This window comes from Psychrobacter sp. JCM 18902, from assembly GCF_904846615.1.
Taxonomy (GTDB): Bacteria; Pseudomonadota; Gammaproteobacteria; order Pseudomonadales; family Moraxellaceae; genus Psychrobacter.
Genome location: NZ_CAJHBK010000001.1, coordinates 784069 through 796480, shown reverse-complemented (window position 1 = coordinate 796480; position 12412 = coordinate 784069). Strand labels below are relative to the sequence as shown.

Genomic DNA, 12412 nt, shown 5'->3' with positions numbered 1-12412 from the left:
TAATGCTACCAATTGATGAGTGATGTATCACATCCTACTCACACTGCGGCAGATCATACTCGATGCTATCAACCATCTCATGACGCTGTTCAATGATAAGTTGATAACCGTTAATCACGCCATTATACGGCAAGTGACCGTTATATTCTGCATAATGCGCAGCCAGACATTGTTGAATCACCAACTCACGCTTTGCCGCATTCATTTTGGCAATATTTTGCGGTAAATACGCAACAGCCTTACTGCTAGCCACGCCGCGCGACATCCAGTTAGCGCCCTCACTCCATGTAAAGTCGATGACCGCTCGCAATTGATATTGCGGTAGCGGATAAGGATAATGCGCCAAGTCATATTGGATTTGCGCAATATCCTCTGCAAAGGTGTCGTACTTTATATCGAGCACGGATAATAATGCTTTTAAGAATTCATGAGCAGTAAAGTAGCTATCAATATCTGTCGCATTAAGTCCTAGTATGTCGCTAGACAATACATGACGCAGACGACTACAGGCGGATATGATGTGTTTTGGCGGATAACCCATGGCTTGGACAATATCTTGCGAACGTCGTTCACATTTCTCTATTTGGCTAACCGCCTCTTTTGCCAAAGGATGCCGCGGCGTATAACGATGAGTATATTTGCAAGGCGTGAGATTTTGGCTATTGATATGAGACATCAGTGACTCCTGAACTCCGACAATAAGAATAAGCCCAAATAGGCAAGTCAAATCAGGCATGGATAGCCTTGTCGGAGTACAGGCTCATGCGCTTTACCAGAGTGGTTTTATATCGTGCTGGAAGTTGCAATGTTTGCTAAGTGATTTTTGAAAAACTTGGCAAACCGTTAAACCCACGATAGTTTTTTAGTTCTTTATAATAGTAATTAATAAGGCCTTACTTCAAGGCTGATGGTATTTAATATTCACCATGATATGTCGCGTCATCCATCCAGATAATGGGGTCTTCGCACAGATGAACCAAGTGATACCAAATGTCTTCGCTACGGGCGATACGGTGATGACCACGCTCAAAATACTCCACTTCCCAGCTCTCAGGTAAGTTGACCAACGTGCGTCTGGCGACGGCTACATCTAAGCATTCATCATCAACCTCAACCATGACTACTACCATCTCAGTATTCGAGGTCGGAAATGACAGTTTCATATCAGCCACTTTTGGTATGCGGTCTGCTAAAACCTCACTGGGATAAATGCAAGGCGCTATTAATAGCGCACGCAAATTGTATTTGTGGGCGAAATAATTGGCAAACCAGCCACCAAGTGAATGCCCTGCCAAGACGACTCGCGGATATTGCTTCATTTTTTCTAAAATTAACGCCTCATAAATATCGAAAATCTCGTTGAAATTATCTCGATAATTGACGGTTTGGCAGGTTTTGGGCTCACGGCTAATACAAGTATATTTACTGGTCTCATTACTCGAATCAAGACCGTGAGAGAACAGTAAAAACGTGTCATTATTTTCAATAGGAAACATCATAGTCCTCTCCTTTTAAGGATTTTTTTATTTATTAGCATTACTTTTATGCTTCAACCATAGGCCATAAATGCGCTCAGCGACATCCATAGGAATCCTCGTATATCCAGCACCAAATGACACGTCATAGACCCTAGTCATCATCGCGAGAACCTCATCTGCGCTATCGGCATCACCTTGAATCAGACGATTAGCAATCTGCTCCGCCTCACTGCTGTACTCATCCCAAGTATCATTGTAATAACATCCCACAATACCAAAGTCATAACGATAGATCATATCGGTGATAGACCTCATCAAGCTTACACTCGCCTTATCATAATGATTGACCCACTCTTGGTATAACTGCTGACGTATGGGCAATACACAAGGTAAAATAGGACGATCTTTGGGATCATTCAGTTTATCGGCACTTACAACGTGTGAGGGCTTAGTACCCTCCTCCCAGAGCAATGGATAGGATGACGAAAACATGCCTTTTTCGCACACATTCAAACGCCATATTCCCCACATCTCCTTGCTGGCACGACTCATGGTATACACAATAATCTGATTGAGATAATCACTATCATAGATGATATGTTGACGATCAATTCTCACGCCTTGCTTGGGCAATACATCAGTATAAGTGAGGGATATGTCACGTTCACTTGGTTCGGCAGCAACCACTACCTCAGAGCAATCTGAATCTCTCTTCATCAGCTCATAGGGAGCAACAAAGCTCAATGTCTCATCGCTATTATTCACAAAGTAGATATCATCTTCATAGTTATTGATAGACTCGTTATGCAGATAAAACAACGGTATCTTTGGTTTAGTTTGTACCTTATCTTGAATGGATTTAGGCAGTTTTGATCCACTTGACCAATTTAAATTATCGATACGTTTTTGCTCAAAAGTGTTAGTTGTGTTTGTCATAATATTATCCTTATTTTTTAATTTATTTTGAATATCAGTAGCTTGTAGTATTTTTAATTTTGTGTGATTCTCAGATCAAATTTAAGTCAGACGAGCTTGTCCGCCGCTTTTAGAGCAACGTTAAGAAGTAAATGAGTGTTCCAATGATGATTTTAGAGGTTATTTAAACTTATTTTTAACAATATGAAATCTGTGCCATCTTCGATATGACAGCTATAATTTATGAGTATCTTGGGTTTAGTTGACTAGAAAAATAATGATTAATGCCAGCCAGAGTATTGATATTTAACAGCAATAGCGAAGTTATAGGGTGAAGCGTTGCGCCTCGAGGGTTAACTCTATGTTGCTGTTTTCCTGACTGAATAACGTCCTAACTCAGTAACTATAATATAAAAATCGAGAAAAATAAAGCGTCCAATTAAAGCGGGCGACAACTGCTGTCGCTCAGCGTTATCGTATATTTAAGTTAAACACATAATTTGGATTGAAGCGTAGTATATCTTGACCACTAAAGCATTTTTATTAAAAACCGTTTAAATTTATAACCTACTCAAATCTATCGACAACATTATAAATTTTATAGATAGTGCACCTGCAATAAATGGACGACCCTTTAAAACTCACTATTATTGACCGCTTAATATTACTTATTTAGCGCAATCGCAGCCGACTTCAACCAAGCAGCCGCTTTACCTAGAGGACGCTGCTTGTGCCATACAATTTCTAAAGCCACTGGCCAATCATGATCGTTAAAGTCCAATATTGGCTCGACTAAAAAACCATTATCTAAGGCACTGGCTACCACATGTTCAGGCACGAATGCCCAGCCTAGATTGCGCTGTACCAGCTCAACAATGACCCATTGGCTTTCAACCCACCAGACATCAGATGCTATTCTCAACCGTGCTTTTTCTTCGCTATGATTGCGAGTGGCCACCATCAATTGCCGATAGCGTTTCAACTCCTCCCACCCCACTGGCTGACGGGCTAGCTCATGGTTCGGCGCGCACACCATTTTCATCGACACCCAACCAAGCCCATGAAAATTCAGCGCTGAAGGTAGTATCTCTTGACGCCACATAATACCCAAATCGGCGCGATCTTCTAGCACCAAGCGGCTGACATCTTCCATCAGCGGAAACAATAGTTCCAGCTCCACACTAGGAAATCGACGCGAAAACTCTTCCATCAATCCGCCCAACGTTGCTTCGGGATACAGCTCATCAACCGCCAGTACCAATCGACTCTCTACTCCTTCGCCCAGACTTTTAGCCACCCCGCGAAAATGCTCACAACGCTCTAATATCACTCGCGCCTCTACCAGTAAGCGCTCTCCAGCTGGCGTTAGGACTGGATAGCGTCCACTGCGGACAAATAAGCTGTTGTCCAAATCAATTTCTAAATTTGACACCGCCGTGCTAATAGCAGATTGCGCCTTGCCTAGATAACGGGCGGCGGCTGAGAAAGAACCGGTCTCTACCGTGGCGACAAAAGCTTGCAGTTGCTCTAATGAAAGGCTCATCTATCTAAAAATCCTATAGGTTCTAACTTGGTTATAATAGTTTAACAGATACAATAGGCGCGAAAATAACTGATTCAACTAGGAAGCTTCATGCGCACCGTGAAAGATCGTATTCGTCATACTTTGGGTTTTGAGATAATAGGTTTAATTATATTTGTACCGTTGGCAAGCTGGTTATTTGGCTTTGATATTCAGTCGATAGGTCTTATCGCCGTGGCTGCTTCGATTATCGCGACGTTGTGGAACTATTTTTACAACCTGTTATTTGACCACAGCATGCTGAAGCTACGCGGCAATGTACATAAGACGGTTCCACTACGGATGTTGCATGCGTTTTTATTTGAAGGTGGTCTGCTGTTATTATTCCTACCAATAATTGCGTGGCACTTAGGCATCAGCCTCTGGCAAGCCTTTCTCATGGATATTACAATGGCTACTTTCTACTTGGTACATGCTTTTGTTTATAACTGGATTTATGACAATGTGTTTCCTATTCCAGCAAACCATCTGCTATCTCAACGTAATGATGTGGTCGCCTAATAGCAATAGGCTGTGCTAAAGATTTATAGTCAATCCTATATAAATCAGATACGGTGTCAGGCTCGCTTAGTCTACTATTTGTAGTACTTTCGCTTGCCTTCCTTGTATCCAAATTATATTGAACCGACTATATCAACATAAAAACAACTTGGTATTTGAATGGTTACTGGCGCTTGTATCGCTATCATTGCTTTGTAATAATGCCTGCATCTACTAGCGTCTCATGTCAGTTATTGGGGCAGCGAGCACAATAATTTTGAGATAAATGTCTCTATATAATAATTGAAGCAATAAAGGACTTTATATGAAAAATATGACCAAGATAATGATGGCAAGCGTTTTAGCAGTGGGAACATTGGCAGCAGGTTGTCAAACCACATCTACGCCAAGTGCACCCGTTACCCAGCCTATTACCTCGGATGCATTACAAGCCTATCATTGGCAACTCGTGGATGCCAAAAACACCAAGGGCGAGACCATTACTCCATTATTCCTTAATCCAGCCGAACCATTAACCCTCGATTTTTTGACGGCGAATGGGAGCAATATCGTTACTTTGATGAATACTTGTAACAATATGAGTGCTGAATATAAGGTAGTAAATGGCGAGGTAACCTTGGGTCCAGTAAGAAGCACAAGAATGGCTTGCCCTGCCCCACAAGCCAGCTTTGATAGTGCTGCGCTAGCAACCGTAAATGGTAAATATAGCATGAGCAAAAATGCCAATAACGTGCCTGTCTTGACCATTACCAATGCAAACCAAGTAGCAAATTTTAAAGCGGTTGCTAAGTAGTTATTGCCGTATAGAGTGCTAAACGAGTCACTCAATAAAAAAGCCTCACTATTAATAAGTGAGGCTTTTTTTGTCTATATTTATTGTCTGAATACTGAATTTAGGCTTAGTGCAGAACTAACTTCTCAGTAAATAATCCGATTCTTTAGAAAATATAATATGCCCATAATAAATACGGAATTAATGAACATGCGATGAAAAGTTAAAAATACTACTTAAACCTACTTGCTAGCCATATGACCAGCTCACGAGCTGGCGCATCATCCAACGCTTGGGGGATTTGGGCATACGTCATAAAGCAGTCATTCAGATCCGTCAGCATATGCAACAGCAAGCCCAAACCTATGACTTTATATGGCTTAGGCAGCACTAACATAGCCACATATACTGCCATTGCATAATAACTGTGCAGCGGGTGAAAGTTAATACTACAGCGATTGGGCGAGAAAATAGGCGTTGCTAGCAGATGATCCAAATCAACCAGCATAGTGGCGAGTAATATCAGATAAACTTTTTTATAATCATTGCGAAAAAACACATAAGCCAAGATTAAAGGCATGCCGAAGTGAAAAAAATAGTGAATTAAGGTTTGCGTCATTGACCTTTTGCCTGTCTCATCGTGACCGTTCGTTTTTTGAGTTTATTCTATTTGAAAAACAGTGCATTGGATTCAACCGTGTTCGAACAGACCTCATGTGCCAACGCAACAAATGCCTTGGTAGCAGCGCTCTGATACGCACCTTTTCGTTGTAGTAATACCGCTGTACGCTGGAGCAAAGACGGCGCTAAGGTAATCGCCACCAGCTCATCATAATTATGAGCGATGTTGGAAGGTAATAAGGTGGTCAGTTGGGTATGGCGAACCATTTCGATCACTGCGCTTAGCGAGTTTGCCTCCATCAGTACGTTTGGCGCAATGTCATGCTGGCGACAATAATGCTCAATCTGTTCGCGCGTGGCAAATTCGCGGCTCAGCAATACCAGTGACTGCGCGTTTAGCGTTGGCAGGTCAATCGCCGCGTGCTTAGCAAGAGCGTTATGTTTACTAACAACCAGTGCGAGCGTCTCTATCAGCAAGGTTTGTGTATCGATATCGGCAGACTGCACATCTTCAAAAGCAATACCCACATCAAACTCATCATCGAGTATTTGCTTTTCCATCTGCTCCTGTGACATCTCCTGCACGCTTAGCGTGAGACTCGGATAACGAGTATGAAACGCTTTGATTAAAGGTCCAAGCAAATACGTGGTAAAAGTAGGCGTAATTGCAATCCGCAACGCACCGCGACTGAGATCCTGCACGTCATGAATGGCGCGCCGTCCTTCCTCCAAATCCTGCAAGGCTCTATGGGCATAGCGCGCATAGACGTCACCGGCATCGGTCAATGTGACACGGCGACCAGAGCGATCAAATAAAGTCGCGCCTAGACCTTCTTCCAACTGCTTAATCTGCTGCGATAACGCTGGCTGTGAGACGTACAAAGACGCTGCTGCTTGGGTAAAGCTTTGGTACTTTGCCACTGCCAAGAAATACTTAATGTGCCGAAGAATCATGGGTCATCTCGTGTGGATTAGGGATTGATCAAGGTTTGGTCATAAGTAATTATTATCGACATCATAATATACCAGTATTTTACCTTATAACGATAGCGGCGTATCATTCCTTTCATCAACTACACAGAGACCAACGCGATGAAAGATATTATTGAAGGTTTTCTAAAATTTCACAGTGACGCCTATCCTAAGCGCGCCAATTTATTCAAAAACTTAGCGACCAAACAAAACCCGCGCACGCTGTTTATTTCTTGTTCAGACAGCCGCTTAGTGCCCGAGCTCGTTACTCAACACGAACCCGGTGGTCTGTTTGTGATTCGAAATGCGGGCAACATTGTGCCTTCTTATGGTCCTGAGCCTGGTGGTGTATCGGCCTCAGTTGAGTATGCTATTACCGCTTTAAAAGTCACGGATGTGGTGATTTGCGGGCACTCAGACTGCGGCGCGATGACTGCGATTGCCAACTGCACCTGCATGGATCATATGCCAGCGGTAGGCAGCTGGCTACGCTACGCTGACTCAGCACGGGTAGTCAATGAAGCCCGTGAACACGCCAGTGATAGCGATCGGGTCGCCTCTATGGTTCGTGAAAATGTCATCGCTCAAATCGAAAACATCAAAACCCATCCTTCGATACGTTTGGCGCTAAGAGAAAATCGTTTGGCACTACATGGCTGGGTTTATGATATCGAGTCCGGTGATATCGATGCCTTAGACGGCGTGACCAATGAATTTGTCTCATTGGCAACGCACACTGAGGTTCGTGCTTATCCGATATCGCCACTGGCAGTCGCCGTTTAGCGTTATATAACTGTCATTATCAATGACTATGCATAATCAGAAAATCAATTAACCCAAATAATTCATAAGCATCATTAACCCAATAACCACCACCAACCTCAAAAGGTATTATTATGATTCAGTCTCAAGTAAGCAACACCGCACGTCAAACATTAACGGACACCATCATTGCTGCCAAAGCGGCAAAGAATCTGTCATTTGAGCAAATCGCTTCAGGAACTAATCTGAGTGATGTCTTTGTCACTGCCGCTTTACTAGGTCAGCATCCGCTACCTGCTGATGCCGCCCAAAAAGTTGGTGAAACTTTAGGACTTGATGAGGACGCCATCGCGTTACTACAATGCATCCCATCACGCGGTAGTGTCGGTAGCGACATCCCTACAGATCCGACAATCTACCGTTTTTATGAGATGATGCAAGTATATGGCACCACGCTCAAAGCCTTGGTTCATGAGCAGTTTGGTGATGGCATTATTAGCGCTATTAATTTTAAAATGGATATCAAAAAAGTAGCTGACCCAGAAGGTGGTGACCGCGCAGTGATTACTTTAGATGGTAAATTCTTACCATTCAAACCTTTTTAAATGGCGCTTTTGTTAAATAATGCTTTGAATAGCAGATTTATCAGCAAATAGCAGTTTTTAAAAGTAGCACTTATTGAAAAAGTCGGCGTTCGGCATATAGTGACGGCGGCTTTTTTGGCGACTCAGGCGGTGATTTTTTGGTACTGCCTTTCTTAATACGGATTTTACATTATTCATGAGTACCGATCATATCTCTTCCACGGCGCGTTCGTCGATACTGACCTTGTTGTTTCCTATGCTGGTGATTGCTGGGTTGGCGATGACGCTGCGCCCAACGATCACTTCTACTGGTCCGTTGCTGACAGAAATTCGCCTAAGTACAGCGATGGGTTTACAAGCCGCCTCTTTATTGGTAGTGCTGCCGATGCTGTGTATGGGTATATTTCCGCTACTGTTGCCTTGGCTTGGGCGACGATTTAGTGAAAGCGCGTGGATCACAGGCGGTCTGTTTTCGATTGCCTTAGCGGGTTTATGGCGCTTGTGGTTAGATACTGGAGGGACGCTGATAGCCAGTGCCTTAGTAGGTGGTACAGGTATCGCCATCGTGCAAGCAATGACACCTGGTGTGGTCAAACGCTGGTATCCTGCGCGTGTACCACTTGCTATGGGCGTTTACTCTGCTGCACTGATGACTGGTGGCGGGGTTGCCGCTATCTTGAGTCCCGTGGTCGCTCAACATTACGGCAGTTGGCAATCTGGTTTGGGTATTTGGCTGATAGTGCCAGTTTTTGCCCTCGTGCTGTGGTGGCGACGCCCCTCTGAGCAGATGGAAAATCGAGACGACGGGGTAAAAATCAACTTTTTTGGCAATCGCCGTGCTTGGCTGCTGGCAAGTTATTTTGGTCTGGCAAATGCTGGATATGCTTGTATGATTGCATGGTTGCCAAGCTATGCGCAGACTTTGGGCTGGAGCGCGCAAAGTAGTGGCGAGCTGATCGGTATCATGACGATTTTTCAGGTCATTGGTGCGCTGGTTATTCCAATGTTATCCGCCCATCGTCTCGACCGCCGACCTTGGTTGTTTTTTGCCGTAGGGATACAACTTGCTGGATTTATAGGTTTGATTACCATGCCGACAGCTTTACTCATCTTGTGGATTGCCTTGATTGGCTGTGGTCTTGGTGCTTGCTTTTCATTGACATTAACCGTCGCGTTAGATCATTTGTCCAAACCCAAACTCGCTGGGGCACTGGCAGCATTTGTCCAAGGCATTGGCTTTATTATTACTGCCATCGCGCCTTATATCGCAGGTGTGCTACGCGAGTCGACTGGCAATTTTCAAGCGGTTTGGTGGATGTTATTGATCAGCCTTATCGGTATGCTGTTTGTCACCATCAAGTTTGCCCCAGCAAGTTATCATCAGGCAATTAACTTGTCTAAGCTTTGATTCAGGCGTATTGAGTCACGTCATGCGATATTCAAAACAACCTCAAGGATTAACTATGAAAGGACTGATTATGAAAAAACTCGTTATCTATGCCGCGCTTGCAACCTCACTGTTGTCCATCTCCGCGTGTGCCAACACCTCACACTCACAGTATCAAGTGCCAGTGATTAAATCAAACGTAATAACCCAAGGAGCAGAGATGGCCACCATTCCATTATTGACTGGCGAGATGGCACAAAACATGGTGAATGCCGCCGCATTAGAAGCCAAAAACAACAATTTGATGGTATCTGTGACCGTCGTTGACGCCTCTGGACAAACCTTAGCAGTGCTCAGAGATCACCGCGCAGGCGTGCATACCGTGCGTGCCAGTTACAAAAAAGCCTATACCGCAAACTCACAAAAAAGAGAAACGGCGGTCATCGCCAAAGGCATCAAAGACGGCACGATTCCTGAAGACCTACGCTATTTGGATGAAAACATCCTTATCTTAGATGGCGGCGTGCCCATTCATATCGATGGTATCGTAGTCGGTGGTATCGGGGTGGGCGGCGCACATGGCAGCGAAGATGTACACATCGCCAAAGCAGGTCTAAAAGCATTAGAGCAGCAGTAGCGCGAGCTAAAATTTTAAGACAAATATTCCACATATTATGCTGTTCGAAAGTTGATAAGCCTGTCTGTCCTTATATCTATTGTTACTTCCATAAAATAAGGAGGAGAGAAACCATATAATGATTCCTCTCCTTCTAAAATGCGCCATTAAAGCACCCCATGTCTTAATCTAGCCATTTTTAGCCCATATAGATGCCTCAATTAAATTGAGGACATACTCTAGATTAATGACGCCAGATCCGTGAGCTTCTCAAGCACGATATCTGGTGAATATTTCTCCAGTTGCACATGGGTTTGAGCACCAGTGAGCACCCCAATACATAGACCACAATGGGCATTTTTGCCTTCTTCGATATCGATGCCGCTGTCCCCTGCTTTCAATACCTGTTGCGAATGCTCAATCCCAAACTTGTCCATAGCAAGGGTAATCATATCTGGTGCAGGACGACCATTGTGCACATCATCTGCTGTAATCAAAGCATCAATATCACGACCCACTGACCATCCTAAAAGGGTTAATATTTTATTGGCAGTCTGAATATCGTAGCCCGTATTTAGCACGACTTTTCTACCCGACTGCTTTAACTGATTGAAAAAATCTAGCATGCTATCGAAGGTTGCTACCGTGTCCTTGGTATAGGCTGATGCCAACGCTGATTTAAACGTATTAAAGGCAGCATCCGTCCATTTTTCACTATCAGCGGTCGCGGTATTGTCATGTTTGCATACTTCATTGAGTATATCGCTAATGGCTTGTCGCTTTTCTTTGCCAGCCCCAAACTCTAAACACACCTCTAGATTAACCTGAATGTCTGTTTGACCAACCTGTTGTAGGGTGTGATTGATCGCATCACATACGGTCTTATAAACCAAATTGTTTTCATTGACGGTCGTGCCTGCCATATCAAAGACACACAGTTTGATCGCGTCGAATGGCGCTTTGATACGATGAATATCTGTATTCATTATTTTGACTCCAATACTAAATTAATTAACTCTTCACCAAAGGCAAATCCCGTTGATGCGCCTGTGCCGCTTGTGATGGTACCGATGGCAACTCCTGATTCTGGTGATGCTTTAAACACGACATTGTCGGCACTTGGATAGACCCCTAACCAGTGCTGAGTGATGTCTACCTCACCGATATCCATGACTTTTTTGAACTCGTTGATGATTAAGTTATCTTGACAAGTGTCTCTAAAGGGCAGCTCTTTATCACAGTAATCATGACTGTCACCAATGATAAGTGAGCCATCCGCTGATTGAACAACGATTAAGTGTACGCCAGCCTTTCGTTCAGCAGCTTGGGTGTTATCAAGTAAGCTGATAAGCGCACGGGCTTCTGGTAGCTGAGCAAACCCATCATAACGAGCAAAACTCAGATCTGACATGACAGCAGCATTTAGTTTGAATGCTTGCCTTGGCATCACGCGCATCATATTGAGGGTACAGAGTTTGGCATCAGACTGCGCTAAAGTATCAGGATATAAGCCATGTAAATCTGCCCCAGGACAGATCACACAATGCGCTGTCTGTAGTGCCCCTCGACTGGTATGAACAGTGGGTAGATCAACCGCCTGAACCGTGGTTTTGTTATAAAAATCCACGCCATGCACCTGTGCTAACCAGTCCGCCAATTTGCCAATCGCGGTATTTGACTCGACTCTCAGCTCGTGCGGGCTATATAAAACGCCCAAACCTGTTTTAAGATAAGGCGTCTGCTCCTGTATTTCTGATTGGCTCAATAAGCGACAGGACTCGCCCATTTCATTCTTCAAAAATGCTTCGGCAACGCTCATCGCTTCAGGGCGCTGAACCAGCATGTGCAGACCGGTATGCTCAACCTTGATACCGGCTTTTGGCGCGATATCCGCCCAGATATTGCGTGAGTGCATGGCACGTTGCCAATGTTCACCGCTACGCTGACCACTAACCGTCACAAAGCCAAAGTTACGAATCGAGGCATCTTTATTCTGTGCTTCACGCTCTACCAGCGCCACTTTCAGCCCTTTTTTTACGGCAGCATAAGCGCTGGCAAGACCAACGATACCGCCCCCAACGACGACCACATCATACTGTTTATCTGATAATTTACTTGTCCCTGTCATAGCTTTTTTCTTCTTTATGATTGATTACAAATGATACTCAATTTATGTTTTAGCGGCTCAATCCTTGTTTTAAGGATTCCACTAGCCGATGAAA

14 protein-coding genes are annotated in these 12412 nt (G+C 44.0%); 6 read left to right on the top strand and 8 right to left on the bottom strand.

What is annotated here, in order from left to right:
* Window positions 1-34: 34 nt before the first annotated feature.
* The 4 genes from JMY05_RS03300 to JMY05_RS03285 form a co-directional block, all read right to left on the bottom strand.
* Complete coding sequence (locus tag JMY05_RS03300) at window positions 35-676, bottom strand: hypothetical protein (protein ID WP_045445609.1); 642 nt, start codon at window positions 674-676, stop codon at window positions 35-37.
* A gap of 238 nt (window positions 677-914) precedes the next feature.
* Complete coding sequence (locus JMY05_RS03295) at window positions 915-1499, bottom strand: alpha/beta hydrolase (RefSeq protein WP_045445606.1); 585 nt, start codon at window positions 1497-1499, stop codon at window positions 915-917.
* A gap of 24 nt (window positions 1500-1523) precedes the next feature.
* On the bottom strand, window positions 1524-2414 hold the full coding sequence (locus tag JMY05_RS03290) for a hypothetical protein (protein WP_201614162.1): 891 nt from the start codon (window positions 2412-2414) through the stop codon (window positions 1524-1526).
* Between the two features lie 643 nt (window positions 2415-3057).
* Entirely contained in the window at window positions 3058-3936 is an 879-nt protein-coding gene (locus JMY05_RS03285) for a LysR family transcriptional regulator (RefSeq protein ID WP_087816195.1), read from the bottom strand.
* Between the two features lie 90 nt (window positions 3937-4026).
* On the opposite strand from JMY05_RS03285, the gene JMY05_RS03280 reads away from it, so the two are divergent.
* Both JMY05_RS03280 and JMY05_RS03275 read left to right on the top strand, forming a co-directional pair.
* Complete coding sequence (locus tag JMY05_RS03280) at window positions 4027-4476, top strand: PACE efflux transporter (protein ID WP_045445595.1); 450 nt, start codon at window positions 4027-4029, stop codon at window positions 4474-4476.
* 304 nt (window positions 4477-4780) lie between these two features.
* Window positions 4781-5269, top strand: coding sequence for an META domain-containing protein (locus tag JMY05_RS03275; protein WP_045445592.1), 489 nt, complete (start codon window positions 4781-4783; stop codon window positions 5267-5269).
* A 211-nt stretch (window positions 5270-5480) separates the two neighbouring features.
* On the opposite strand, the gene JMY05_RS03270 is transcribed toward JMY05_RS03275, so the two are convergent.
* Both JMY05_RS03270 and cynR read right to left on the bottom strand, forming a co-directional pair.
* Window positions 5481-5867, bottom strand: coding sequence for a DUF6122 family protein (locus JMY05_RS03270; RefSeq protein WP_201614161.1), 387 nt, complete (start codon window positions 5865-5867; stop codon window positions 5481-5483).
* Window positions 5868-5914: 47 nt separating this feature from the next.
* The gene (gene cynR / locus JMY05_RS03265; protein ID WP_045445589.1) at window positions 5915-6823 is read right to left on the bottom strand and encodes a transcriptional regulator CynR; all 909 of its coding nucleotides are present in this window, start codon (window positions 6821-6823) and stop codon (window positions 5915-5917) included.
* Window positions 6824-6961: 138 nt separating this feature from the next.
* On the opposite strand from cynR, the gene JMY05_RS03260 reads away from it, so the two are divergent.
* From JMY05_RS03260 to JMY05_RS03245, 4 genes are all read left to right on the top strand, one after another.
* Complete coding sequence (locus JMY05_RS03260) at window positions 6962-7624, top strand: carbonic anhydrase (protein WP_045445586.1); 663 nt, start codon at window positions 6962-6964, stop codon at window positions 7622-7624.
* A 113-nt stretch (window positions 7625-7737) separates the two neighbouring features.
* Complete coding sequence (gene cynS / locus JMY05_RS03255; protein ID WP_045445583.1) at window positions 7738-8208, top strand: cyanase; 471 nt, start codon at window positions 7738-7740, stop codon at window positions 8206-8208.
* A 175-nt stretch (window positions 8209-8383) separates the two neighbouring features.
* Complete coding sequence (locus JMY05_RS03250) at window positions 8384-9595, top strand: CynX/NimT family MFS transporter (protein ID WP_045445580.1); 1212 nt, start codon at window positions 8384-8386, stop codon at window positions 9593-9595.
* A gap of 55 nt (window positions 9596-9650) precedes the next feature.
* Complete coding sequence (locus JMY05_RS03245) at window positions 9651-10211, top strand: GlcG/HbpS family heme-binding protein (protein ID WP_265089047.1); 561 nt, start codon at window positions 9651-9653, stop codon at window positions 10209-10211.
* Between the two features lie 218 nt (window positions 10212-10429).
* Here JMY05_RS03245 and JMY05_RS03240 read toward each other — a convergent pair whose 3' ends face one another.
* Entirely contained in the window at window positions 10430-11176 is a 747-nt protein-coding gene (locus JMY05_RS03240; RefSeq protein ID WP_045445577.1) for an HAD family hydrolase, read from the bottom strand.
* Window positions 11176-12318: a TIGR03364 family FAD-dependent oxidoreductase gene (locus JMY05_RS03235; RefSeq protein ID WP_201614160.1), complete on the bottom strand. Its 1143-nt coding sequence runs from the start codon at window positions 12316-12318 to the stop codon at window positions 11176-11178. The genes JMY05_RS03240 and JMY05_RS03235 overlap by 1 nt, the downstream gene beginning before the upstream one ends.
* Window positions 12319-12412 lie beyond the last annotated feature (94 nt).

Coding starts and splice junctions, on each gene's coding strand:
- JMY05_RS03290 (WP_201614162.1), bottom strand. CDS start 2,414: ATGACAAACACAACTAACACTTTTGAGCAAAAACGTATCGATAATTTA.
- JMY05_RS03300 (WP_045445609.1), bottom strand. CDS start 676: ATGTCTCATATCAATAGCCAAAATCTCACGCCTTGCAAATATACTCAT.
- JMY05_RS03280 (WP_045445595.1), top strand. CDS start 4,027: ATGCGCACCGTGAAAGATCGTATTCGTCATACTTTGGGTTTTGAGATA.
- JMY05_RS03270 (WP_201614161.1), bottom strand. CDS start 5,867: ATGACGCAAACCTTAATTCACTATTTTTTTCACTTCGGCATGCCTTTA.
- cynR (WP_045445589.1), bottom strand. CDS start 6,823: ATGATTCTTCGGCACATTAAGTATTTCTTGGCAGTGGCAAAGTACCAA.
- JMY05_RS03235 (WP_201614160.1), bottom strand. CDS start 12,318: ATGACAGGGACAAGTAAATTATCAGATAAACAGTATGATGTGGTCGTC.
- JMY05_RS03275 (WP_045445592.1), top strand. CDS start 4,781: ATGAAAAATATGACCAAGATAATGATGGCAAGCGTTTTAGCAGTGGGA.
- JMY05_RS03250 (WP_045445580.1), top strand. CDS start 8,384: ATGAGTACCGATCATATCTCTTCCACGGCGCGTTCGTCGATACTGACC.
- JMY05_RS03260 (WP_045445586.1), top strand. CDS start 6,962: ATGAAAGATATTATTGAAGGTTTTCTAAAATTTCACAGTGACGCCTAT.
- JMY05_RS03245 (WP_265089047.1), top strand. CDS start 9,651: ATGAAAGGACTGATTATGAAAAAACTCGTTATCTATGCCGCGCTTGCA.
- JMY05_RS03285 (WP_087816195.1), bottom strand. CDS start 3,936: ATGAGCCTTTCATTAGAGCAACTGCAAGCTTTTGTCGCCACGGTAGAG.
- cynS (WP_045445583.1), top strand. CDS start 7,738: ATGATTCAGTCTCAAGTAAGCAACACCGCACGTCAAACATTAACGGAC.
- JMY05_RS03295 (WP_045445606.1), bottom strand. CDS start 1,499: ATGATGTTTCCTATTGAAAATAATGACACGTTTTTACTGTTCTCTCAC.
- JMY05_RS03240 (WP_045445577.1), bottom strand. CDS start 11,176: ATGAATACAGATATTCATCGTATCAAAGCGCCATTCGACGCGATCAAA.